Origin of the sequence: Rhodovulum iodosum (genome assembly GCF_041020385.1) — a bacterium.
GTDB classification, from domain to species: Bacteria; Pseudomonadota; Alphaproteobacteria; order Rhodobacterales; family Rhodobacteraceae; genus Rhodovulum; species Rhodovulum iodosum.
The window spans coordinates 767,248-790,974 of the sequence record NZ_JBEHHI010000001.1 but is presented as its reverse complement, the minus strand read 5'-3'; the positions used below and the strand labels follow the sequence as shown (position 1 = coordinate 790,974).

The 23,727-nt window shown below is 67.9% G+C and carries 17 protein-coding genes; 12 read left to right on the top strand and 5 right to left on the bottom strand.

The features are described 5' to 3' along the window. Positions 1 to 35: 35 nt before the first annotated feature. Positions 36 to 566 carry a hypothetical protein gene (locus tag Ga0609869_RS03810; protein ID WP_125407570.1) on the top strand — a complete coding sequence of 177 codons (531 nt, stop codon included), beginning with the start codon at positions 36 to 38 and terminating at the stop codon, positions 564 to 566. Positions 567 to 627: 61 nt separating this feature from the next. On the opposite strand, the gene Ga0609869_RS03805 is transcribed toward Ga0609869_RS03810, so the two are convergent. After that, entirely contained in the window at positions 628 to 2,097 is a 1,470-nt protein-coding gene (locus tag Ga0609869_RS03805) for an ABC transporter substrate-binding protein (RefSeq protein WP_125407573.1), read from the bottom strand. Between the two features lie 152 nt (positions 2,098 to 2,249). On the opposite strand from Ga0609869_RS03805, the gene panB reads away from it, so the two are divergent. Together panB and panC are read left to right on the top strand one after the other, a co-directional pair. Then, positions 2,250 to 3,080: a 3-methyl-2-oxobutanoate hydroxymethyltransferase gene (gene panB / locus Ga0609869_RS03800; protein ID WP_125407575.1), complete on the top strand. Its 831-nt coding sequence runs from the start codon at positions 2,250 to 2,252 to the stop codon at positions 3,078 to 3,080. Then, positions 3,077 to 3,928: a pantoate--beta-alanine ligase gene (gene panC / locus Ga0609869_RS03795; protein ID WP_125407578.1), complete on the top strand. Its 852-nt coding sequence runs from the start codon at positions 3,077 to 3,079 to the stop codon at positions 3,926 to 3,928. Before panB ends, panC begins: the two co-directional genes overlap by 4 nt. A gap of 20 nt (positions 3,929 to 3,948) precedes the next feature. Here panC and Ga0609869_RS03790 read toward each other — a convergent pair whose 3' ends face one another. Continuing rightward, a complete protein-coding gene (locus tag Ga0609869_RS03790) occupies positions 3,949 to 5,235 on the bottom strand; it encodes an acetylornithine deacetylase/succinyl-diaminopimelate desuccinylase family protein (RefSeq protein ID WP_125407581.1) in 1,287 nt (428 codons plus the stop codon). A 174-nt stretch (positions 5,236 to 5,409) separates the two neighbouring features. On the opposite strand from Ga0609869_RS03790, the gene Ga0609869_RS03785 reads away from it, so the two are divergent. Together Ga0609869_RS03785 and Ga0609869_RS03780 are read left to right on the top strand one after the other, a co-directional pair. Beyond that, entirely contained in the window at positions 5,410 to 5,676 is a 267-nt protein-coding gene (locus tag Ga0609869_RS03785; RefSeq protein WP_125407584.1) for a hypothetical protein, read from the top strand. Between the two features lie 7 nt (positions 5,677 to 5,683). Next, on the top strand, positions 5,684 to 6,310 hold the full coding sequence (locus tag Ga0609869_RS03780; RefSeq protein WP_125407587.1) for a DUF1523 family protein: 627 nt from the start codon (positions 5,684 to 5,686) through the stop codon (positions 6,308 to 6,310). Positions 6,311 to 6,317: 7 nt separating this feature from the next. Here Ga0609869_RS03780 and Ga0609869_RS03775 read toward each other — a convergent pair whose 3' ends face one another. Continuing rightward, entirely contained in the window at positions 6,318 to 8,681 is a 2,364-nt protein-coding gene (locus tag Ga0609869_RS03775; RefSeq protein WP_125407590.1) for an aldehyde dehydrogenase family protein, read from the bottom strand. A gap of 5 nt (positions 8,682 to 8,686) precedes the next feature. Beyond that, a complete protein-coding gene (gene deoC, locus Ga0609869_RS03770; RefSeq protein ID WP_125407593.1) occupies positions 8,687 to 9,694 on the bottom strand; it encodes a deoxyribose-phosphate aldolase in 1,008 nt (335 codons plus the stop codon). A 188-nt stretch (positions 9,695 to 9,882) separates the two neighbouring features. Here deoC and Ga0609869_RS03765 point away from each other — a divergent pair, with 188 nt between their 5' ends. The 4 genes from Ga0609869_RS03765 to Ga0609869_RS03750 all read left to right on the top strand — a co-directional run bounded on the left by Ga0609869_RS03765 (position 9,883) and on the right by Ga0609869_RS03750 (position 19,220). Next, on the top strand, positions 9,883 to 10,866 hold the full coding sequence (locus Ga0609869_RS03765; RefSeq protein ID WP_125407596.1) for an efflux RND transporter periplasmic adaptor subunit: 984 nt from the start codon (positions 9,883 to 9,885) through the stop codon (positions 10,864 to 10,866). Further along, positions 10,859 to 14,095: an efflux RND transporter permease subunit gene (locus tag Ga0609869_RS03760; RefSeq protein WP_125407599.1), complete on the top strand. Its 3,237-nt coding sequence runs from the start codon at positions 10,859 to 10,861 to the stop codon at positions 14,093 to 14,095. Before Ga0609869_RS03765 ends, Ga0609869_RS03760 begins: the two co-directional genes overlap by 8 nt. Before the next feature lie 118 nt (positions 14,096 to 14,213). Beyond that, complete coding sequence (locus Ga0609869_RS03755) at positions 14,214 to 15,518, top strand: UDP-glucose dehydrogenase family protein (RefSeq protein WP_125407602.1); 1,305 nt, start codon at positions 14,214 to 14,216, stop codon at positions 15,516 to 15,518. A gap of 105 nt (positions 15,519 to 15,623) precedes the next feature. Next, on the top strand, positions 15,624 to 19,220 hold the full coding sequence (locus tag Ga0609869_RS03750; protein ID WP_125407604.1) for a hydantoinase B/oxoprolinase family protein: 3,597 nt from the start codon (positions 15,624 to 15,626) through the stop codon (positions 19,218 to 19,220). A 64-nt stretch (positions 19,221 to 19,284) separates the two neighbouring features. On the opposite strand, the gene bhcR is transcribed toward Ga0609869_RS03750, so the two are convergent. Continuing rightward, entirely contained in the window at positions 19,285 to 20,100 is an 816-nt protein-coding gene (gene bhcR / locus Ga0609869_RS03745; RefSeq protein WP_125407606.1) for an HTH-type transcriptional regulator BhcR, read from the bottom strand. Positions 20,101 to 20,273: 173 nt separating this feature from the next. Between bhcR and bhcA the strand changes: the two genes are divergently transcribed. The 3 genes from bhcA to bhcC are packed head-to-tail and all read left to right on the top strand — an operon-like array spanning position 20,274 to position 23,612. Next, the gene (gene bhcA, locus Ga0609869_RS03740; RefSeq protein WP_125407609.1) at positions 20,274 to 21,452 is read left to right on the top strand and encodes an L-aspartate--glyoxylate aminotransferase BhcA; all 1,179 of its coding nucleotides are present in this window, start codon (positions 20,274 to 20,276) and stop codon (positions 21,450 to 21,452) included. A gap of 11 nt (positions 21,453 to 21,463) precedes the next feature. Next, on the top strand, positions 21,464 to 22,435 hold the full coding sequence (bhcB, locus tag Ga0609869_RS03735; protein WP_125407612.1) for a beta-hydroxyaspartate dehydratase BhcB: 972 nt from the start codon (positions 21,464 to 21,466) through the stop codon (positions 22,433 to 22,435). Between the two features lie 13 nt (positions 22,436 to 22,448). Further along, positions 22,449 to 23,612, top strand: coding sequence for a 3-hydroxy-D-aspartate aldolase BhcC (bhcC, locus tag Ga0609869_RS03730; protein WP_125407615.1), 1,164 nt, complete (start codon positions 22,449 to 22,451; stop codon positions 23,610 to 23,612). The last annotated feature ends 115 nt before the right edge of the window (positions 23,613 to 23,727 follow it).

The window sequence follows — 23,727 nt, the reverse complement described above, 5'->3', positions numbered from 1 at the left end:
TGATGACATCAATCACCGCAGAACAGAGGAAGACCATGTCCGACGAAGACCTGATCAGTCCCGGTAACGCGAGGTCGCTCACCACCGACTCCACGCCGCTGTCCAGCCGGATGGGCTGGCCGCTGCTCAGCGACCGCAAACCCAATGTCCAGCTCAAGACCGACGATCCCACGCCGCTGTCGAGCCGGCTGAACTGGTCGCTGCTGAGCCGGCGAAAACCCAATGTCGAATTGACGACCAACGACCCGACACCGCTGTCGAGTAGATTCAACTGGCCCCTGCTAAGCAATAGGAAACCCAATATGGACCTGAAGACCGACGACCCCACGCCGCTTTCGGACAAGCTTAACTTGCCGCTGTTGAGCGACCGCAACGCCAATGTCGAACTGATGACGGACAACCCGACGCCGTTTTCCGCGATGTTCGGCTGGCCGCTCTTGAAGGGCAAGAAGGCGTCCGCCAAGCCCGCCCGCGGCACCAAGACCGGCACGTCCGACGACTCGGTGAGCCGGTTCTTCCGCCAGATCGTCACCGGCGAGGTGCAAAAGCCCGCGGACGACAAGTAAGCCGCGCAGCCGCGCGTCTAGAAAGGCCGGCGGCCCCGTGGGGCGCGCCGGCCTTTTGCCGTCAGTCCGTCCAGCGCACGCCGGTCAGATCGTTGGCTTGGGTGGGCGCGTTTTTCCACAGCCCCTCGATCTTGGCGTTGGCGACGCCGGTCTTGGCCAGTTGGAAGAGATAGCCGTTGACGTAATCCTCGGCGATCATGCGCTGGGCGTCGTGCAGGATCTCGCGCCGGCCGGCGGCATCCGACGTGGCGTCGAGCGTCTCCATCAGCGCCTGGAATTCCGGCTTGTCATACTGGAAATAATAGTCGGGCCGGGCATAGATGTTGATGTCCATCGGTTCGGTATGGCTGACGATGGTCAGGTCGAAATCCTTGCCGCGGAACACCTGCTCCAGCCACTGCGCCCATTCCAGGTTGGTGATCTCGGTCTCGATCCCCACGGCGCGAAGCTGTGCCGCCACGATCTCGCCGCCGCGGCGGGCATAGGTCGGGGGCGGCAGCATCAGCCGGAGCTTGAGGTCCTGCTGCCCCGCCTCGGCCAAGAGCGCCCTGGACTTGTCCGGGTCGTAGGCCGACATCTCCGTCAGGTCGAGGTAATCGGGATTGTGCGGCGCGAAATGGGTGCCGATGGGCGTGCCGTAGCCGAACATTGCGCCATCGATGATGTCTTGGCGGTTGATCGCGTGGGCGATGGCCTCGCGCACCCGCACGTCGCCGAGCGGGCCGGCCTTGTTGTTGGTCGACAGGATCGTCTCGCCCTCGGTCGAGCCCACGATGACCGCAAAACGCGGGTCGGCCTCGAACTGGCTCAGCGTCTCTGGCGCGGGAAAGACCGGGAAGGCGTCGACATCGCCGGCCATCATGGCCGCAAACGCCGCGCTGGCGTCAGAGATGAACTTGAACGTGGCGCGTTCCAGCGCGGGCGCCGTGCCCCAGTAGTCGGGGTTTCTCACGATCTCGACCCGGTCGCCCTGCACCCAGCGGGCAAAGCTGAAGGGGCCGGTGCCGACAGGGGCGGTCGCCGCCTGTTCGACGCTCTCGGGCGCCACGATCACCGCGTCGCCCCAGGCCATGTTGAAGGGGAAGTTGCCGTTGGGCGCCGACAGCGTGACCCTGAGGGTCAGCGGGTCCACCACTTCGACTGCCGCGATCCCGGCAAACAGCGCCTTTTGTGCGTTTGTGCTGTCCTCGGCGCGGGCGCGGTCGAGGCTGAACTTGACGTCCTCGGCATCCATCGCCGTGCCGTCATGGAAGCTCACGCCCTCGCGCAGGTGAAAGATATAGACGGTGGCGTCGTCGCTGACCTCCCAGCGTTCGGCGAGGCCGGGCACGATGGCACCGTCGGGGGCAAAGCGCGTCAGCCCTTCGAAGACGTTGGCATAGACCACCTCGTCGATGGCAGCGGCGGCGCCGCCGGTGGGGTCGAGGTTGGGCGGCTCGAGCTGCATGCCGATGGTGATGCTGTCCTGCGCGGCGAAGGCCGGGCCTGTCGCCAGCGCGGCAAGAACGAGGGCGGTGGGAATGAGGCGCATGCTGCGGGCTCCCTTTCGAAATGACATCCCCATCAGAGACGCGAAATGTCGCTGTGGCAAGTGGCGCCTGCCCGGAGGTGGCCGACAGTCTGGATTCCGCGCTGCAGCATCTCTATAACGCCGCCCACCTTTGGCCCAGCTGGGAGGATGGAATGAGCGCAACCGGGAACGAGCGTCAGAGCACGCCGAGCGATTTGCAGGCCCGCAAGGGCGATACGCCCCTGGTCTGCCTGACCGCCTACACCACGCCGGTGGCGCGCATCGCCGATGCGGAATGCGACCTCGTGCTGGTGGGCGACAGCGTCGGCATGGTGCTGCACGGGCTGCCCTCGACCGTGGGCGTGACGCTGGAGATGATGATCCTGCACGGCAAGGCGGTGGCGCGCGGGCTGACGCGGGCGCTGATGGTCGTCGACATGCCCTTCGGCAGCTACGAGGAAAGCCCCGAGCAGGCGTTCCGCAACGCCGCGCGGATCATGGCCGAGACGGGGGCCGGTGCGGTCAAGCTGGAGGGCGGCGCGTCGATGGCCGGGACGATCCGGTTTCTCACCGCGCGCTCCATTCCGGTGATGGGCCATGTCGGGCTGACGCCGCAGGCGATCAACACGCTGGGCGGCTACAAGGTGCAGGGGCGCGGCGAGGACGCCGACCGCGTGCTGGCCGACGCCGCAGCGGTGGCCGAGGCCGGGGCCTTTTCGGTGGTGCTGGAAAAGGTGCCCGCCGCGCTGGCGGACCGGATCACCGCGGCCGTGCCGATCCCCACGGTGGGTATCGGCGCCTCGGCCGGGTGCGACGGGCAGATCCTGGTGATCGACGACATGCTGGGGCTGTTCACCGATTTCAAACCGAAATTCGCCAAGCGCTATGCCGAGCTGGGCCAGGCCGCCGGCGATGCGGTGGCGGCCTATGCCGAAGAGGTGCGCGCCCGCCGTTTCCCGGGCCCCGAGCATGTCTTCGGCGAGGGTGCGAGGGCGAAATCGTGACCGCGCCGATCCTGCGGCATTTGACCGATCTGCGGGCCTGCCGGGCCGGTTGGCGGGACGAGGTCGCAACCGTGGCCGTGGTGCCGACCATGGGCGCGCTGCATCAGGGGCACCTGAGCCTGGTGCGCGCGGCCAAGGCGCAGGCCGACCGGGTGATCGTGACGATCTTCGTCAATCCCCGCCAGTTCGAGAACACCGACGATCTGGCGAAGTACCCCCGCACCGAAGAGACCGATGCCGAAAAGCTGGCGCCCTTCGCGGTCGACGCGATCTACGCGCCCGCGCCGGACCAGATCTATCCCGAGGGGTTTGCCACCTCGGTTTCCGTCTCCGGGGTCAGCGAGGGGCTGTGCGGCGCGCACCGGCCCGGACATTTCGACGGCGTGGCGACGGTGGTGACCAAGCTTTTGCTGCAGACGCAGGCCGAGCGCGCCTTTTTCGGCGAGAAGGACTATCAGCAACTCATGGTCGTTCGGCGCCTCGTGCGGGACCTCGACGTGCCGGTCGAGATCGTCGGCTGCCCCACCGTGCGCGAGGATGACGGGCTTGCCCTGTCCTCGCGCAATGTTCGCCTCTCGCCCGCGGCCCGCGCCGTGGCGCCCGCGCTTTACCGCGCGTTGAAACAGGCGGCCGGGGCGATCGCCGGCGGCGCGCCGGTGTCGCCCGCGCTGCAGGCCGGGCGCGAGGCCATCCTCGCGGCGGGCTATTCGGAGGTGGAATACCTAGAGCTTCGTGCGGCCGGCACCCTGGCCCCGCTCGCCGCGCTGGACCGGCCTGCACGCGTGCTTGCCGCGGCCCGTCTCGACGGGGTGCGGCTGATCGACAACGTCCCGGTGCTTGCCGTCTGAGCAGCGGGGCCGGATGCGCGCTAGGGCAGCAGCAGCTCGCCCAAGCTCAGCGCCATCACGCGGGCGCTGTCCACCATGTCGTCGATGCCCACCCATTCGTCGGGCTGGTGCGCCAGATCGAGGATGCCCGGGCCGTAGGCGATGCAGTTCTTCAGCTTGCCAATGCGGTCGATATGTTTCTGGTCGTAGGTGCCGGGCGAGACGACGTAATCGGGCATCCGGCCCAGAACCTTCTCGATCGCCCCGGCGACTGTGCGCACCACGGGGGCATCCCGGTCGGTCATGGTGGGCTTTACCTCGAAGAGGTCGCGGATTTCGTAGGTGAAGCTGGGCCGGCGGTCCTTGACCCGCTCCATCAGCGCGGTCACCTCGCGTTTGACCTCCGCAAGGTCTTCCTCGACCAGAAACCGGCGGTCGATGGTGATGCGGCAGCGGTCGGGAACGCAAGGCGCGGGCAGGCCGGTATAGTCCGGCGGCTGTTCCGGCGCGCCGCCGTGGATCGCGTTGATGTTCAGCGTCGAGGCGCGCGCGCCATCGGGCACTACGGGCATCTCGGTGCGCTTGCCGGCCAGGAGCGGGAACAGCGTCTGCTCCATCTCGGCCAGCACCGCGCCCATGTGGCGCACCGCGCAATCGCCCAGGAAGGGCATCGAGCCGTGGGCGATGCGCCCATGGGTCTCGATCTCGGCCCACCAGACGCCGCGATGGCCGAGGCAGATGCGGTCCTTGTTCAAGGGCTCGGGGATGATGACGTGCTGCACGCGCGCGGGGTCGAACCAGCCACGCTCGGCCAGGTAGGCGACGCCGCCGTATCCGCCCGATTCCTCGTCCGCCGTGGCGCTGATCTCGATGGCGCCTGCGTAATCGGGGCAGGTTTCGATGAAGGCCTCGGCGGCGATCACCGCCGCCGCGATGCCGCCCTTCATGTCGCAGGCGCCGCGGCCGTAGACGCGGCCGCTCTTCACCTCGGCGCCGAAGGGGTCGACGCTCCAGCCATGGCCGACCTCGACCACGTCGTGATGGCCGTTGAAATGTACGCAATCCCCGCTGGCGGCGCCCTCGTGCCGCGCCACGAGATTCCATCGCGGGTGGGCGTCGCTGTCGGCCGGTGCGCCCTCGGCGCGGATCATCTCGACCACGAATCCGCGGGCCTGCAGCCGGGCGGCCAGCAGATCGCAGATTTCGCGGTAATTCAGCCCCGGCGGGTTCAGCGTGGGGATGCGGACCAGATCCTGCGTCAGCGCCACCAGCGCGTCGCGCCGCGCCGTCACGGCACTGTCGAGAGCCTGGCGAAGCTTGTGGTCCATCGTGCCAGACTAGCGCGGCCCGGCACCGCCGGCAATCGGGGCCGATGGCGAAACGACGCGTGCGACGGGGTGCAAAGTGCCACTCGTTTCGCCTATATGTCTTTCTGAAAACCGGGTCGCCGCGCCGCGCCCGATACAGATGGGCGCGTCAGCCGGCCCGAGCGAGGAGCCGAGATGATCGCCCTGTTTCGTTTCCTGGTGTTGGGCTTCGTGGCGATGACGGTCGTCTATATCAGCCTGTCGCTTTACTCGCGCGCGGTGCGCCGTGAAAAGCTGGAGCAGGAATGGGACGACGAGGTGGGCGAGGGCGACCGCGAGTTGTTCATCCGCGAGGGACTGGAGGAATACGACCGCTCACTGCGCCGCAAACTGATCCTCGGGGTCTACGTCGTGCCGGCCATACTTGTCGGCACGATCGTCTACATCATAAATTACATGTGAGGCCGCAATGGTTTACGTCAAATGGACCTTCTACCTGCTAATCGGGGTGCTGGTCTTCTCCTTCTTCCACTACACGCTGCCGCAACATGACGTGGTGCGCATCACCAATACCGAAGTGCGCCGGGTCGATTTCGGGGATTACCCGATCTTCTGGTCGGACGCCGCCCCCGGCACCGAGCAGGGTGGAACCAACCGCGACGTGCGGTTCATCGAAACCTTCCGTCCGAACGGAAAGCCCAGCATCTATCGCAACGAGGACACCGGCTGGAGCTGGCCGCCCTATTTCAAGGTCGACAGCTCGGACCTTCAGGCCGAGGCCGGCAACCTGGTTTCGACCAAGGACAACCCGGAATGGGTGGTCATCACCCATTACGGCTGGCGCGTCCAGTATCTCTCGACCTATCCCAACGCCGTAACGATCAAGCCCGTCGCGGGGCCGGATGTGCGTATCATACCCTGGGTCAACATCATCATCCTGTCGGTGCTGGGGCTGATCGCGCTGTGGCTGTGGCGGCTGTGGTCGCGGTTCCACGAAAACCGCATCGAGCCGCTGCTGGAAAACGCCGAAGAGGCGTGGGAAAACGTCGACCAGCGCGCCGAGGGGTTCTTTCAGCGGCTGTTCAGACGGCGCTGAGGGGTGCTCAGGCGCCCCAGGGAATCCAGACGGTCTTGACCTCGGTGGCGGCGCGGAGGAATTCGCGCCCCGCCCCCTCGGGGCCCGCCCAGTCGCGCGCCTTGCCGTGGTTGACCCAACTGCGTTTCAGGTTGCCCGCGGCGGCCTGCTCGATCTCGCCCGATATGTCGGACGACGAGAACGACCAGACGGCGTCAACGTCCATATGGGCGGCCAGAGTGGCGGCGAGCGGCGCGTGGGGCCCGGTGACGATGTTGACCACGCCGCCCGGGACATCCGAGGTGTCCAGCACCTGGTAGAAATCAGTGGCTGCCAGCGGGTGCGGCTCCGAGGCCACCAGCACGCAGGCATTGCCCATGGCGATGGCCGGCGCCATGACCGAGACGAGGCCCAGTAGCGGCGCCTCGTCAGGGCAGAGCGCGCCGATCACGCCCACGGGCGCGTTCATCGCCAGCGCCGTACCGCGGAGCGGTACGCCCTTGATCTGCCCATCGTATTTGTCGGCCCAGGCGGCATAGGTGAATAGCCGGTCGAGGCTTTGCTCGACCTCCGCCTTGGCGGAGGTCTTCTGCGCGCCGGTGAGCGCCGAGATTCGGGCGGCGAATTCTTCGGCCCGCGCCGAGAGGTTCTCGGCGATGTAGTACATGACCTGCGCGCGATTGTGCCCGCTCGCCGCGGCCCACGGGCCTTGCGCCTTGCGCGCGGCCTCGACCGCGTTGCGGATGTCCTTGCGGTTACCCAGCCCCGCATGGCCGGCCAGCCCCCCCCGCGCGCCGTGCACCGCACGGGAATAGCCGCTGTCGGGCCGGGCCTGCTTGCCGCCGATATACATCTTCGCGGTGCGGTCCAGCGGGTCGGCGGGCTCGGGCTCGGGCGCGCGGTCGGGCCGGGCGTAGGGCTTCAGCGCCTTGGCGGCGCGCTCGGGCCCGAGGTATTCCATCAGCCCTTCCCAGCCGCCTTCGCGCCCGAAGCCGCTTTCGCGCAGGCCGCCAAAGCCTGCGGCGGCGTCGAACATGTTCGACCCGTTCACCCAGATCACCCCCGCCGCCAGCCGGGGCGCAATGTCGAGGGCGACGTTGATGCTTTCGCTCCAGACGCTGGCGGCCAGGCCATAGCGCGTATCGTTGGCCAATTGCACCGCCTCGCCCGGCGTGCGGAAGGTGGTCGAGACGAGAACCGGGCCGAAGATTTCTTCCTGCATCAGGGCAGAGGCCGACGAAAGGCCGGAAATCAGCGTGGGCGGGAAATAGCAGCCCCGGTCGGGCAACGCCGTGTCGGGCTGGTAAACCGTGCCCTCGGCCGCCCCCTCGGCGACCATTGCGGCCACGCGGTCGCGCTGGGCCGGGTCGACCATCGCGCCGATGTCGATGCATTTGTCCAGCGGGTCGCCGATGCGCAGCCCCGCCATCCGCGCCTTGAGCCGGTCGAGAAACGCCTCGGCCACGCCTTCCTGCACGATCAGCCGCGAGCCGGCGCAGCAGACCTGGCCCTGGTTGAACCAGATCGCGTCGACCAGCCCTTCGACCGCCGAGTCGAGATCGGCATCCTCGAAGACGACATAGGGCGACTTGCCGCCCAGCTCGAGGCTCAGCCGCTTGCCCGTTCCGGCTGTGGCCGCGCGGATCTTGCGGCCGACCTCGGTCGAGCCTGTAAAGGCGATCTTGTCGACGCCCGGATGCGCCACGATCATCTCGCCCACCGCCCCGTCGCCGGTGACGATGTTGACCACCCCCTTGGGCAGCCCCACCTGGGCGCAGATATCGGCGAACATGAGCGCGGTGAGCGACGTCCACTCGGCGGGCTTCAGGACCACCGTGTTGCCCGCGGCCAGTGCCGGGGCGATCTTCCACGCCAGCATCAGCACGGGGAAGTTCCACGGGATGATCTGGCCGCAGACGCCGACGGGCGCATGGCCCGGCCGTTCGTCCTCCAGAAGCTGCGCCAGCCCCGCGTGGTAGTAGAAATGACGTGCGGCCAGCGGCACGTCGATATCGCGGCTCTCGCGGATCGGTTTGCCGTTGTCCAGCGTCTCCAGCACCGCCAGCAGGCGCGCGTGTTTTTGAATCTGACGGGCCAGCGCGTAGAGGTGCCGGGCGCGCTGATGCCCCGAGAGGCGCGCCCATTTTGGCTGGGCCTTGCGGGCGGCTTCGACGGCGGCGTCCACGTCCGCAGCGTTCGCCTGGGTGATCAGCGCCAGCACCTCGCCGGTGGCGGGGTTCTTCGAGTCGAAGGTTTCGCCGGGCGAGGTAAAGCCGCCGTCGATGAACTGGCCGAACCGGTCGCCCCGGTCCACCAGCCAGGCCAGCGCCTCGGCCGCGCTTTCGGGGGCGGGGCCGTACTCCATGCTGTCCATCAGGTCGGAAACGCTCATGCCGGTCATCCCATCGGGTGGCGCCAGGCGGCGGAATAGGCGCCGGTGACGTGGTGCTCGATCTGGCGTTCTATGTCGCCCAAGAGCGACGAGGCGCCGAAGCGGAAAAGCTCTGGCCGCAGCCACGGTTCGCCCAGCTCGTCCTTGATCAGCGCCAGCCAGATCAGCGCGTCCTTGGCCTTGGATATGCCGCCGGCGGGTTTGAACCCGACGCGGTGCCCGGTGGCCCCGTGATAGGCGCGGATCGCGCGGACCATGGTCAGGCCGACGGGCAGGGTGGCGTTGACCGGTTCCTTTCCGGTCGAGGTCTTGATGAAATCCGCCCCGGCCATCATGCAGACGAGGCTGGCGCGCGCGACGTCTTTCAGCGTGCCCAGCTCGCCTGTGGCGAGGATGGTTTTCAGATGCGCCGGCCCGCAGGCGGCGCGAAAGGCGGCGATCTCGTCGTAAAGCGCCTGCCAGTCGCCGGTCAGCACGTGGCGGCGCGAAATCACGATGTCGATTTCCGAAGCCCCCGCGGCGACGCTGGCCTCGATCTCGGCCAGCCGCGTGGCGAAGGGCGAAAGACCCGCCGGAAAGCCGGTGGAGACGGCGGCCACCGGGATGCCCGAGCCCTGCAGGGCCTCCACGGCGGGGCCGATCATCTCGTGATAGACGCAGACCGCCCCGGTGGTCAGCCCCTCGACCCCCAAGGCGGTGGCCAGATCGCTGCGCAACGGCTGGCGCGCCTTGGCGCAGAGCCGGCGCACCCGGCCGGGCGTGTCGTCGCCCGACAGCGTCGTTAGGTCGATCAGCGAGATGGCGCGGGCCAGCCAGGCCGCCTGGTGCGCGCCCTTGACCGAACGCCGTCCGGGCAGGGTGGCGCAGCGACGCTCGACCGCCGAGCGGTTGACGCGGGTGGCCCTCACCCATCCCAGATCGAGCGGCATTCCCGTATTACGGGCATGGGCCGTCTGCGGCAGGTCGGGTGTGCGCCCCTCGGTGACGGCGCGTGTCTTTGTGTCGGTCGGCATCGGGCGCGGTCTCGTCGCAGTGGGGCTGGTCGAGATGTCGCATGCAGGGTGCGTCCTTGGCAAGCTTGGCCCTTGTTTTCCGGGTGTGGATGACGATATACATTCGTGAACGTGAATATGTTGTCGCCCATTCGCACTGTCAGGCCCTTGGGGCTGTGGTAGCGTGGGGCGAGACGAAGGAGGCTCGAATGACCCGTGCGAAACTGCTTGTCCTGCTGTTGCTTGTGGCCGCGCCGGGCGTGGCCTCGGCCGAGGTGCTGACGCTGGCGCCCCAGGAGATCACCGAATGGAAGGCGGTCTATGGCGAGGTCGAGACCCGCGACCGCGTGCCCGCGCGGGCCCGAATCGGCGGCACGGTGGTGTCGCTGGAGGTGACCGAGGGCGACCGGGTGAGCGCGGGCCAGACGCTGGCGCGGGTCGAGGACGACAAGCTGACCTTTCAGATGCGTGCGCTCGACGCGCAGATGCGGGCGCTGGAAACGCAGCTCGAAACCGCCCGAAACGACCTTGAGCGCGGCGAGGCGCTGCGCGAGCGTGGCGTCGTGACCGCCCAGCGGCTGGACCAGTTGCGCGCCAACGTGGACGTGCTGGGAAACCAGATCGAAAGCGCCCGGGCCGAACGCCGTGTGATCGAGCAGCAGGTCGAAGAGGGTGCGGTGCTGTCCCCCGAAGAGGGCGTCGTGCTGTCGGTGCCGGTGTCGCGCGGGTCGGTCGTGACACCGGGCGAGGCGCTGGCCGAGATCGGCGGCGGCGGCGTGTTCCTGCGCCTCGCCGTGCCCGAACGCCATGCGGCGGATCTGGTCGAGGGCGACGTGATCGCGCTTGGCGCGGGCTCGGGCATGGAAGGCCAGACCGGGCGGCTGGCCAAGCTCTATCCGCAGATCGAAGGCGGCCGGGTGATCGCCGATGTCGAGGTCGCCGGGCTCGACAACCGGTTTGTGGGCCGCCGGGTGCCGGTGCGCCTGCCGGTGGGCACGCGGCCCGCGATCCTGGTGCCCCAGGGCGCGGTGGTGCGCGAGGCCGGGCTCGATTTCGTCACCGTCGAAACCGCCGAGGGGCCGCGCCGCCGCACCGTGGTGCCCGGCCGCGAGGTAATGCGCGAGGGCGCGCCATGGCGGGTGATCCTCTCGGGGCTGGCCGCCGGCGACAAGGTGGTGACCGACCATGAATGAGCCCGCAGAGACCCCGAAAGAGGGCGGCGGCCCGGCCCTGGGCATCGCTGGCCGGCTGACCCGCAGTTTCATCACCTCGCCGCTGACGCCGCTGTTCCTGCTGGCCGCGCTGGCCATGGGCCTGCTCGCGCTGGTCAGCCTGCCGCGCGAGGAAGAGCCGCAAATCTCGGTCCCGCTGGTCGACATCCACGTTCAGGCCGATGGGCTGAAGGCGGTGGACGCGGTCAAGCTGATCACCGAACCGTTGGAGACCATCGTCAAGGGCATCGACGAGGTCGAGCATGTCTATTCGCAGACCGCCGACGACCAGGTGATGGTGACCGCCCGGTTCGAAGTGGGACTGTCCCAGGACACCGCGATCCTGCGCGTGCGCGACAAGATCCTCGCAAATCTCGACCGCATCCCGAAGGGCATTCCGCAGCCGCTGGTGGTGGGCCGCGGCATCAACGATGTGGCCATCGTCGCGCTGACCTTCGCGCCGGCGCCGGGGCAGACGGAGATCGGCGCCGCCGACCTGACGCGCATCGCCCGCGAGGTCGAGGTCGAGCTGGCCAAGATCGAGGATGTGGGCCTGACCTATATGGTGGGCGAGACCGACCAGGCGATCCGCGTCGCACCCTCGCCCGAGAAACTGGCGCTTTACGGCATCACCCTGCAACAGCTTGCGGGCAAGCTGGAGGGCGCCAATTCGGCGGCCCCGGCGGGGATGGTCCGCGACGGCGGCCAGCAGATCGGGCTGGTGCTGGGCCGCACGCTGGCCACCGCCGAAGAGATCGGCAACCTCGAACTCACGGCGCGGGACGGGCGCACCGTCTACATGCGGGACGTGTCCGAGATCGGGTTCGTCTCCGATCTCGACGAACATCACGTGGCAAGCCTTGCCCGAAACCCCGAGACCGGGGAAATCACGCGCCGCCCCGCCGTGACCCTGGCATTGGCCAAGCGCGCCGGGGCCAACGCGGTGGTGGTGGCCGAGAAGATCCTGCACCAGGTGCACGAGATGGAGGGGCGGCTGATCCCCGACAGCGTCGAGGTCGAGATCACCCGCGACTATGGCGAAACGGCGAACGAGAAGGCCAACGAGCTGTTGTTTCACCTGGGGCTGGCGACCGTGTCGATCGTGGCCCTGGTGCTGTTCGCCATCGGCTGGCGCGAAGCCATCGTTGTGGCCATCGTCATACCGGTCACGATCCTGCTGACCCTCTTTGCCGCCCACCTGATGGGCTACACGCTGAACCGCGTGTCGCTTTTCGCGCTGATCTTTTCCATCGGCATCCTGGTGGACGACGCCATCGTCGTGATCGAGAACATCGCGCGCCACTGGGGCATGATCGGCAAGGACGAAAGCCGGGTAAAGGCGGCGATCCGGGCGGTGGCCGAGGTGGGCAACCCCACGATCGTGGCCACGCTGACAGTGGTGGTGGCGCTGCTGCCGATGCTGTTCGTCTCGGGGCTGATGGGCCCTTACATGAGCCCGATCCCGGCCAACGCCTCGGCGGCGATGATCTTTTCCTTCTTCGTTGCGGTCATGATCACCCCATGGCTGATGGTCAAGATCGCCGGCCGCGCGCCGGTGCACGACCATGACGGCGGCAAGGCCCATCCGGGCGGCACGCTGGGGCGGTTCTACGCCGCCATCGTCCGCCCCATCCTGTCGCGGAAATGGATCAGCCTTGCCTTCCTGCTGGCGGTGGTCGTGGTCTCGTTCGGCTCGATGGGGGCGCTTTATACCAAGGACGTGACCGTCAAGCTCTTGCCCTTCGACAACAAGTCGGAGCTGGCGGTCATCGTCGACCTGCCCGAGGGGGCGTCGCTGGAGGCCACCGACGCGGTCACACAGGACGTGGCGCGGCTGGCGCTCGATTTGCCCGAGGTAGTTTCGGTGCAGACCTATGCGGGCACCGCGGCGCCGTTCAACTTCAATGGGCTGGTGCGCCATTACTTCCTGCGCTCCAGCCCCGAATTGGGCGACGCGCAACTGAACCTGGCGCCCAAGAACGAGCGCGAGCGCGAAAGCCACGACATCGCGCTGGACCTGCGCGAGCGGCTGCGCGCCCTCGACGTGCCGAAGGGCACCAGCCTCAAGGTGGTCGAGCCGCCTCCCGGCCCGCCGGTGATCGCCACGCTCCTGGCGGAAATCTACGGCCCCGACGCCGAGACCCGCCGCGCCGTGGCCGCACGGGTGCGCGCGGCCTTCGAAGACACGCCCTTCATCGTCGATGTCGACGACAGCTTTGGCGAACGCCCGCGCCGCCTGCGCGCCGAACTCACCCCCTCGGACCTCGCCTTTTTCCGGGTGCAGGAGGACGACGCGCTGCAAACCCTGCGCCTGCTCAACGGCGCGACCACGGTGGGCTATTCCCACCGCGGCGAGGGACGGATGCCGATCCCGATCGTGCTGGCCCGAGACCGGTCCGACCGGGTGATCGACGAGGTGGCGCTGGCCACCCCGGTGCCGGCCAACGCACTGCCCGGCGGGCGTGGCGTGGTCGAGCTGGGCGACGTGGTGACGATTTCGCAGGAACGCGCCTCTTACCCGATCTTTCGCCATAACGGGCGCTATGCCGAGATGGTGACGGCGGAACTCGCCGGCGATTTCGAGGCGCCGCTCTATGGCATGCTGGCGGTGCAGGACCGGCTGGCGGCGATGGATTGGCAGGGGCTGGAGGCGCCCGAGATACGCCTGCATGGCCGGCCGCTGAACGAGGCCAAGCCGGTGCTCTTGTGGGACGGCGAATGGGAGGTGACCTATATCACCTTCCGCGACATGGGCGCGGCCTTCGGCGTGGCGCTGGTGGGCATCTACATCCTCGTGGTGGCCCAGTTCGGATCTTTCCGCGTGCCCTTGGTGGTGCTGACGCCGGTGCCGCTGACCTTCCTTGGCATCATGCTGGGGCACTGGCTGTTCGAGGCGCCGTTCTCGGCCACCTCGATGATCGGCTTCATCGCGCTGGCGGGCATCATCGTGCGCAACTCGATCCTGCTGGTCGATTTCATCCGCCATGCCGACCCAGAGGGCCGGGTGACGGTAGAAACGCTGGTCGAGGCCGGGGCGACGCGGTTCAAGCCGATCCTGCTGACGGCGATCGCGGCGATGATCGGCGCGGCGGTGATCCTGACCGACCCGATCTTCCAGGGGCTGGCGCTGTCGCTGCTCTTCGGGCTGGCGTCGTCGACTGCGCTGACGGTGCTGGTGATCCCGGCGATCTACCGCATCTTCAAGACCTGACCGCGGCGCGCCGGGCACAGGTCCGGCGCGCCGGCGCTGCGCCGCGGGGCGGGTGCTTGACACCCGCGCGGCGCTGGCGCACTCCGCCCCTTAAGTTGAACGAAAGAGGGTTTTTCCGATGCGCATTGCGATGATCGGCACGGGTTATGTGGGCTTGGTTTCGGGCGTGTGCTTTTCCGATTTCGGGCACGAGGTCGTCTGCGTCGACAAGAACCCCGACAAGATCGCCATGCTCAACCGCGGCGAGGTGCCGATCTACGAGCCCGGGCTTGACGAGCTTATGGTGCGCAATGTCGAGGCCGGGCGGCTGTCCTTTACCGGCGATCTGGCCGAGGCGGTCGCCGGGGCCGATGCCGTCTTCATCGCTGTGGGCACGCCGACGCGCCGCGGCGATGGCCATGCCGATCTGACCTACGTCTTCGCCGCCGCCGAGGAGATCGCCAAGGCGCTGACCGGCTATGCCGTGATCGTGACCAAGTCGACCGTGCCCGTCGGCACCAACCGCAAGGTCGAAGAGGTGGTGCGCGCGGCCAATTCGGCGGCCGAGTTCGACGTGGCCTCGAACCCCGAATTCCTGCGCGAAGGCGCGGCGATCGACGATTTCATGCGCCCCGACCGCGTCGTCGTCGGCTGCGAAAGCGCCCGCGCGCGCGACGTGATGGGCGACATCTACCGCCCGCTCTACCTGCGCGAATTTCCCGTCGTCTACACCGACCTGGAATCGGCGGAGATGATCAAATACGCGGCCAACGCGTTCCTTGCGACCAAGATCACCTTCATCAACGAAATCGCCGCGCTCTGCGAACGGGTGGGCGCCGACATCAAGGCCGTGTCCAAGGGCATGGGTCTCGACGGGCGGATCGGCAACAAGTTTCTGCATGCCGGCCCGGGCTATGGCGGCTCCTGCTTTCCCAAGGACACCCGCGCGCTGGCCCGTATCGGGCAGGACCACGCGATGCCCCAGCATATCGTCGAGACCGTCATCGACGTGAACGAGGCCGTCAAGCGGCGCATGGTCGAAAAGCTGCTCGACCTCTGCGGCGGCAGCTTCAACGGCAAGACGATCGGCGTGCTGGGCGTGACCTTCAAACCCAATACCGACGACATGCGCGAGGCGCCGGCGCTGACCATCGTGCCCGCGCTGGTGGGCGGCGGGGCCAAGGTGCGGGTGACCGACCCGCAGGGCCGGCGCGAGGGCGAGCATCTGCTGCCCGGCGTCACCTGGTGCGCCGATGCCTACGAGGCGTGCGACAAGGCCGACTTGGTCGTTCTGCTGACCGAGTGGAACGAGTTCCGCGCGCTCGACCTCAAGCGGCTGGTCGAGGGCATGACCAAGCCCCATTTTGCCGATCTGCGCAACGTCTACGAACGGGGCGACGTGCTGGGCGCGGGCTTTGCCACCTACGACGCCATCGGGCGCTGAACCGGCCGGCCGACGATTGCGTGCCGGCTTGACCGGGTCTTTGCCCCCCGATCCGGGCTGTGACATGCTGCGCGCCACGGCGGGGCGCGGCAGGCGGAGACGGCGATGAGCCAAGGCGCATGGGAATTCTGGATCGACCGGGGCGGCACCTTTACCGATGTCGTGGCGCGCGCGCCCGATGGGCGGCTGCTGACCCACAAGCTCTTGTCGGAAAACCCCGAACGCTACCGCGACGCCGCGGTGCAGGGCATCCGCGAGGTGCTGGGGCTGGGCGCGGGCGCGCCGCTGCCCACCGGTGCGATCCGCGCGGTCAAGATGGGCACGACCGTCGCCACCAATGCGCTGTTGGAACGCAAGGGCGAGCGGGTGCTGCTGATGATCACCCAGGGCTTCGGCGAGTTGCTGCGCATCGGCTATCAGACCCGGCCGCGGCTCTTCGATCTGCACATCGTCCGCCCCGAGCTCTTGTATGAAGACGTCGCCGAGGTGGCCGAAAGGCTGGACGCCGAGGGCGAGGTGCTGACCCCCCTCGACGAGGCCGCCGCCCGCGCTGCATTGCAGGCGGCCCATGACAGCGGCATCCGGGCCGTCGCCATCGCGCTGATGCACGCCTACCTGAACCCCGCGCACGAAGACCGCCTGGCCGAGATCGCCAGCGACGTCGGCTTTACCCAGGTCTCGGCCAGCCACCGCGCCTCTCGCCTGATCAAGCTGGTGGGGCGGGGGGATACCACCGTCGTCGACGCCTATCTCTCGCCGATCCTGCGCCGCTATGTCGACCAGGTGGCCGGCGCGCTGGATGTCGGGCAGGGCGGCGCCGACCGCCTGCTATTCATGCAGTCGAATGGCGGGCTGACCGATGCTGCGCTTTTCCAGGGCAGGGACGCGATCCTTTCGGGCCCGGCGGGCGGCATAGTCGGCATGGTGAAAACCGCCGAGGCGGCCGGGTTCGACCGGCTGATCGGCTTTGACATGGGCGGCACCTCGACCGACGTCAGCCACTATGCCGGCCGCTACGAGCGGAGTTTCGAGACCGAGGTGGCGGGGGTGCGGATGCGCGCCCCGATGATGGACATCCACACCGTGGCCGCCGGCGGCGGGTCGATCTGCAAGTTCGAGGATGGCCGGTTCCAGGTCGGCCCCGAAAGCGCGGGCGCCGATCCGGGGCCGGCCTGCTACCGCCGGGGCGGGCCGCTGACCGTGACCGATTGCAACGTGATGCTGGGCAAGCTGAACCCAGGCCATTTCCCGGCCGTGTTCGGCCCCGATGGCGACCAGCCTCTGGATGTCGAGGCCGTGCGCGCGCAGTTCGCCGCGCTGGCACAGGACATCGCCGCGGCCACCGGCGAGGCGCCCCGCACGCCCGAAGAGGTGGCCGAGGGCTTTCTGCGGATCGCGGTCGAGAACATGGCCAACGCGATCAAGAAGATCTCGGTTCAGCGCGGCCATGACGTGACCGGCTACACGCTGCAATGCTTCGGCGGCGCGGGCGGGCAGCATGCCTGCCTTGTGGCCGACGCTCTGGGCATGAAGCGGGTCTTCCTGCATCCCTTCGCGGGCGTGCTGTCGGCCTATGGCATGGGGCTGGCCGAGATCCGCGCGATGGAGGAATGCCAGCTCGACGCGCCGCTCGCCGAGATCGGGCAGGCGGAACGGGCGCTGGCCGACCTGCGCCGCCGGGCGGTCGACGCGGTGGCCGGTCAGGGCGTGCCCGAGGGGGCGATCCGCACCGTCGCCCGCGCCCATCTGCGCTATGAGGGCTCGCACCAGACGCTGGAGGTGACCTTTGGCCCCGCAGACGAGATGCAGGCGGATTTCGAGGCCACCCATCGCGCCCGCTTCGGTTTTGCCTCGCCCGACCGGGCGCTGTTGTTCGACATGCTCGATGTCGAGGCCATCGGTGAGACCGGCGAGGCACCCGCGGCCATGGCGCCGGCGGCCCGTCCCGAGGTCGCGGCGCGCGTGCCGGTGCATCTGGCCGGCGAGACGGTCGAACTTGCGCTTTACGACCGCGCCACGCTGGGCGCGGGCACCCGCATCGACGGCCCCGCGATCATCACCGAGCCCACGGGCACCAACATGGTCGAGCCCGGCTGGGCAGCCTCGGTCGACGAGCGGGGCAACCTGATCTTGGAAAAGGTCGCCGCGGCGCCGCGGCCCCGCGCCGCCGGCACCGAGGCCGACCCGGTCGTGCTGGAGGTGATGTCGAACCTCTTCATGTCCGTGGCCGAACAGATGGGCGCGACGCTGGCCAACACCTCGTGGTCGGTCAACATCAAGGAGCGGCTCGATTTTTCCTGCGCGATCTTCGATGCGGGCGGCGACCTCGTGGCCAATGCACCGCATGTGCCGGTGCATCTCGGCTCGATGTCGGACTCGATCAAGACGGTGATGCGGGCCTTCGCGGGCGAGTTGCGCGAGGGCGACGCCTTCATGCTGAACTCTCCCTTCGCGGGCGGCACCCACCTGCCCGATGTCACCGTTGTCACGCCGGTTTTTGTCGAGGGCGAGGCGCGGTTCTGGCTGGGGGCGCGCGGGCATCATGCCGATATCGGCGGCCGCACCCCGGGCTCGGCCCCGCCCGACTCGAGGCGGATCGAGGAAGAGGGCGTGGTGATCGAGGCGATGCGGCTGGTCGACCGCGGCGGGTTCCTGGAAGACGAGGCCCAGGCGGCGCTGACGGCAGGGCCCTACCCGTGCCGGAACGTCCCCCACAACATGGCCGACCTCAAGGCCCAGGTCGCCGCCAACGAGACCGGGCGGCGCGAGCTGTCGAAGGTGATCGCGCAGTACGGGGCCGACGTGGTGACGGCCTATACCGGCCATGTGCAGGACAACGCCGAGGAAAGCGTGCGCCGGGTGATCGACCGGCTGCGCGCCGGGCGCTTTTCGTACCCGATGGACCACGGCGCGACCATCGAGGTGGCGGTTCGGGTGGACCGTGCCGCGCGCGAGGCGGTGATCGATTTTACCGGCACCAGCGCCCAGCACGCGGGCAACTACAACGCGCCGCTCTCCATCTGCCGGGCGGTGGTGCTTTATGTCTTCCGCACGATGGTGGGCAGCGACATCCCGCTGAACGAGGGCTGCCTGAAGCCCTTGAAAATCGTGGTGCCCGACGGGTCGATGCTGAACCCGCGCCCGCCGGCCGCAGTGATCGCGGGCAATACCGAGGTCAGCCAGGCGGCCTGCAACGCGCTATACGGCGCGCTGGGGGTGATCGCCGGCAGCCAGGCGACGATGAACAATTTCGTCTGGGGCAACGCACGGTTCCAGAATTACGAGACGATCGCGGGCGGCACCGGCGCGGGCCCCGGGTTTGACGGTTGCGACGCGGTGCAGAGCCACATGACCAACACGCGGATGACCGACCCTGAAGTGCTGGAAAAGCGCTTTCCCGTGCGGCTGGAGGAATTTTCCATCCGCCGGGGGTCGGGCGGGGCCGGGCGCTGGTCGGGGGGCGACGGTGCGGTACGGCGCCTGCGGTTCCTCGACGGGGTGACAGTGACGACCCTGTGTTCCCACCGCGAGATCCCGCCATTCGGCGTCGATGGCGGTGCGCCCGGGGCGGTGGGCGAGAACTGGGCCGAGTACCCCGACGGGCGCCGGGTGCGGCTGAACGGCAATGACGAGATCGACCTGCCGGCGGACGGGCTGTTCGAGATGCGCACGCCCGGCGGCGGCGGCTGGGGCGCGGCCTGACCGCCTTTAGGCCAGGCGTGTTTCACGACGTCTTGCCAAACGACCTACGAAATCTTCGGGCGGCTCACTTGGGCGCCGCGCCGCCGATGGCCGCGGTCACGGTGTCGGCCGCGCGGCGCACCTCGGCGCCGATCCGGCCCGCCTCTGACACCGGCATCCGGAACGCCGGCCCCGAGACTGACAGTCCCGCCACCGGCTCGCCATAGGCGTTGAAGATCGGCGCGGCGACGCAGCGCATGCCCTCGGCGCGCTCCTGATCGTCGATCGCATAGCCCCGCTCGCGGATGCGGGCGAGGTCGCGCTTGAGGCCGATCTCGGACGTGATCGACAGCGCGGTGAAGCCGTGCAGCCCCCGTTCGGCGACGATGGCCGTGACCCGCGCCTCGGGATAAAAAGCCAACAGCGCCTTGCCGATGCCCGAGACATGCATCGGGCTTTTCGTGCCCGGCGGGAAAAAGGCGCGGATCGCCTCGTGGGTTTCGACCTGGGTCAGAAACAGCACCTCGTCGCGGTTCTCGATGCCCAGGTTGGCGGTTTCGCCGGTGGCGCGCATCAGCGCCTGCATCGGCCCGCGGGCGCGTTCGGCCACGTTGGTGCGCCTGAGAAACCCCGATCCGATGCGAAAGGCGCCGGCCCCGACATGCCAGCGCTGCGCGCCCTCCTCCGATTCGACGATGCCGCGGGTTTGCAGCGTGGTCAGCACGCGGTAGACGGTGGGGGCGCTCTGGCCCGTGCGCTCGGCCAGTTCCGACAGCGTCAGCCCGTTGGTTTCGCTCAACGAGGCGAGAATGCCCATCGCCCGGTCGAGCGAGCGCACGGTGTTCTGTTCGGTCTTGTCGTGGAAGGCGCGGGGGCGGCCACGCGGGCGGGGCTGGGTCATGGATCGGCGTTCCGTTCAAGCGTGAAAACATTTTTCACATGATGAAATATGCGAAAGCGCCCCGATTCAAGGGGCCTGACCACTTTTTCGCCTGTCAAAATCATTTTTCAAAAAAATTGCACCACACCGGGCCCGGCGCGTACAAGACATGGCAGGAGAGAGAGGAACACATCATGGCCAGCCAGAACCCCGTTTTCATTCCGGGCCCCACGAATATTCCCGAAGTGATCCGACATGCCTGCGATATCCCGACGATGGATCACCGCTCGGCCGATTTCCCGCCGATTTTCGACAAGGCGAAGTCGGGGGTGAAGGCTGTGCTGGGTTCGGCGACCGGCGAGGTCGTGCTGTTTCCCGCCACCGGCACCGGCGGCTGGGAGGCGGCGATAACCAACACCCTGTCGCCCGGCGACAAGGTGCTGGCGGCGCGCCACGGGATGTTTTCCCAGAAATGGATCGACATGTGCCAGCGGCACGGTCTCGACGTCCATATCATCGAGGCGCCCTGGGGCGAGGGCGTTCCGGTCGCGGCTTTTGCCGAGGCGTTGGCGGCAGACACCACTCACGGAATCAAGGCCGTTCTCGTCACCCATAACGAAACCGCCACCGGCGTCACCTCTGACGTCGCTGCGGTGCGCGCCGCGATGGATGCCGCCGGCCACCCGGCGCTCTTGATGGTCGACGGGGTCAGCTCGATCGGGTCGATCCCGTTCAAGATGGAGGATTGGGGCGTCGACCTGGCCGTTGCGGGGTCGCAAAAGGGCTTTATGCTGCCGGCGGGGCTGGCCATCGTCGGCATCAGCCAAAAGGCGCTGGCCGCGATGGAGACGAACGGCCTGCCGCGCTGCTTCTTCGATTTGCGGGACATGCTGTCGGGCGTCTATCCCTATACCCCGCCCGTGGGGATGATCCATGGCCTGTCGGTTGCCACCGACATGCTGCTGAGCGAGGGGATGGAGGCGGTCTATGCCCGTCATCATCGCATCGCCGAAGGGGTGCGCAAGGCCGTGGCGGCCTGGGGGTTCAGCCCTTGCGCGGTGACGCCGGCGCTCTACTCTGATACTGTAACGGCGATCGTGACGCCCGAAGGGATCGATGCCGGGCGCATCGTCACCCATGCCGCAGACACCTATGGCGTGGCGTTCGGCGCTGGGCTGGGCGCGGTTGCCGGCAAGGTGTTTCGCATCGGCCATTTGGGTCAGATGACCGACGTGATGGCGCTGGCCGGCATCGCCACGGCCGAGATGGCAATGGCCGACCTGGGCCTCGACGTGGGCCTTGGCCGGGGCGTGGCGGCCGCGCAGGACTATTACCGCAGCACACATGCCGCGCCGGCGCGTGCAGCGGCTTGAGGAAGGGACCGATGAAAGACGCAAACGAGATGTATATCCCGACCTATGACGACGTGGTGGCCGCGCATGAGCGGATCGCCCCCTACATCCACCGCACGCCGGTTCTGACCTCGTCCTATTTCAACGAGTTGACGGGGGCCGAGCTGTACTTCAAGTGCGAGAATTTCCAGAAGGCCGGCGCCTTCAAGGTGCGGGGCGCGTGCAACGCGGTCTTCGGTCTTGACGACGCGACGGCGGAAAAGGGCGTGGCGACGCACAGCTCGGGCAACCATGCGCTGTCGCTGTCCTACGCGGCCGGGCGGCGCGGCATTCCCTGCTACGTGGTGATGCCCAAGACCGCGCCGCAGGCGAAAAAGGATGCGGTGCGCGGCTATGGCGGTATCATCACCGAATGCGAACCCTCGACGTCGAGCCGCGAGGCGGTGTTTGCCGAGGTTCAGGCCGAGACCGGCGCCGAGTTCGTACACCCCTACAACGACCCGCGGGTGGTGGCTGGGCAGGGCACATGCTCGCGCGAGCTCAACGAGCAGGTGCCGGGGCTGGACGCGGTGATCGCGCCCATCGGTGGCGGCGGCATGGTCTCGGGCACCTGCCTGACGCTGTCGAACATCGCCCCCGATATCGAGATCTACGCCGCCGAGCCCGAGCAGGCCGACGATGCCTATCGCAGCCTCAAGGCGGGCCACATCATCGCCGACGATGCCCCGAACACGGTGGCGGACGGGTTGAAAGTGCCGCTGAAAGAGCTGACCTGGCATTTCGTGTCGAACCACGTGACCGACATCTTCACCGCCTCGGAAGAGGAGATCATCGACGCGATGAAGCTGACCTGGCAGCGGATGAAGATCGTGATGGAGGCGAGCTGCGCCGTGCCGCTGGCGACCATTTTGAAGAACAAGGATGCCTTCGCGGGCAAGCGCGTCGGCGTCATCATTACGGGCGGCAATGTCGATCTGGACAAGCTGCCCTGGATCAAGAGCTAAGGGAGAGAACGCCATGAAAGACGTAACCACCTTTGACGGGCTGGAAGTGGGCTATGACGTTCCGGCCGTGCCGGGAATGGACGAGGCCGATATCCAGACCCCCTGCCTGGTGCTCGACCTCGACGCGCTGGAGCGCAACATCAAGAAGATGGGCGACTGGGCCAAGGAACACGGGGTACGCCACCGGGTTCACGGCAAGATGCACAAGTCGGTGGACGTGGCCAAGCTGCAGGAAGAGCTGGGCGACGCGGTCGGCGTGTGCTGCCAGAAGGTGAGCGAGGCCGAGGTCTTCGCCCGCGGCGGCATCAAGGACGTGCTGGTGTCGAACCAGGTGCGCGATCCGGCCAAGATCGACCGGCTGGCGCGGATGCCCAAGCTGGGCGCGCGCACGATCTGCTGCGTCGACGACATCGACAACGTGGCCGACCTGTCGGCCGCCGCGCAAAAGCACGGCACCGAGATCGAGTGCCTGATCGAGATCGATTGCGGCGCGGGCCGCTGCGGGGTGACCACCACCGAGGCGGTGGTCGAGATCGCCAAGGCCATCGACGCGGCGCCGGGGCTTAAGTTCTCCGGCCTGCAAGCCTACCAGGGCGCGATGCAGCATCTCGACCTCTACGAGGACCGAAAGGCCAAGATCGACATCGCCGTGGCGATGGTGCGCGACGCCGTCGAGGCGCTGAAGGCCGAGGGGCTGGAATGCGACATCGTCGGCGGCGGCGGCACCGGGTCGTATTACTTCGAGGGCAACTCGGGGGTCTATAACGAGCTTCAGTGCGGCTCTTACGCCTTCATGGATGCCGATTACGGCCGGATCCTCGACAAGGACGGCAACCGCATCGACCAGGGCGAATGGGAAAACGCGCTGTTCCTGCTGACCAGCGTGATGAGCCACGTCAAGCCCGACAAGGCGATCTGCGATGCCGGCCTCAAGGCGCAGTCGGTCGACTCGGGCCTGCCGGTCATCTATGGGCGCGACGACGTGGAATACGTCAAATGCTCGGACGAGCACGGCGTGATTTCCGACCCCGAGGGCAACCTCGAGATCAACGAGAAGCTGAAGCTGGTGCCTGGGCATTGCGACCCGACCTGTAACGTGCACGACTGGTATGTCGGCGTGCGGAACGGCAAGGTCGAGGTCGTCTGGCCGGTCTCGGCCCGCGGCAAGGCCTACTGACCGCCGCGCGGGGGAGCCGCCTTTCGGCGGCTGCCTCCGGCGGGGGTATTTTCGCCAAGAAGAAGCGAGGGCGCGGGGGCGCGGACCCGGCGCCCTTTTTACGGTTCAGAGGAGG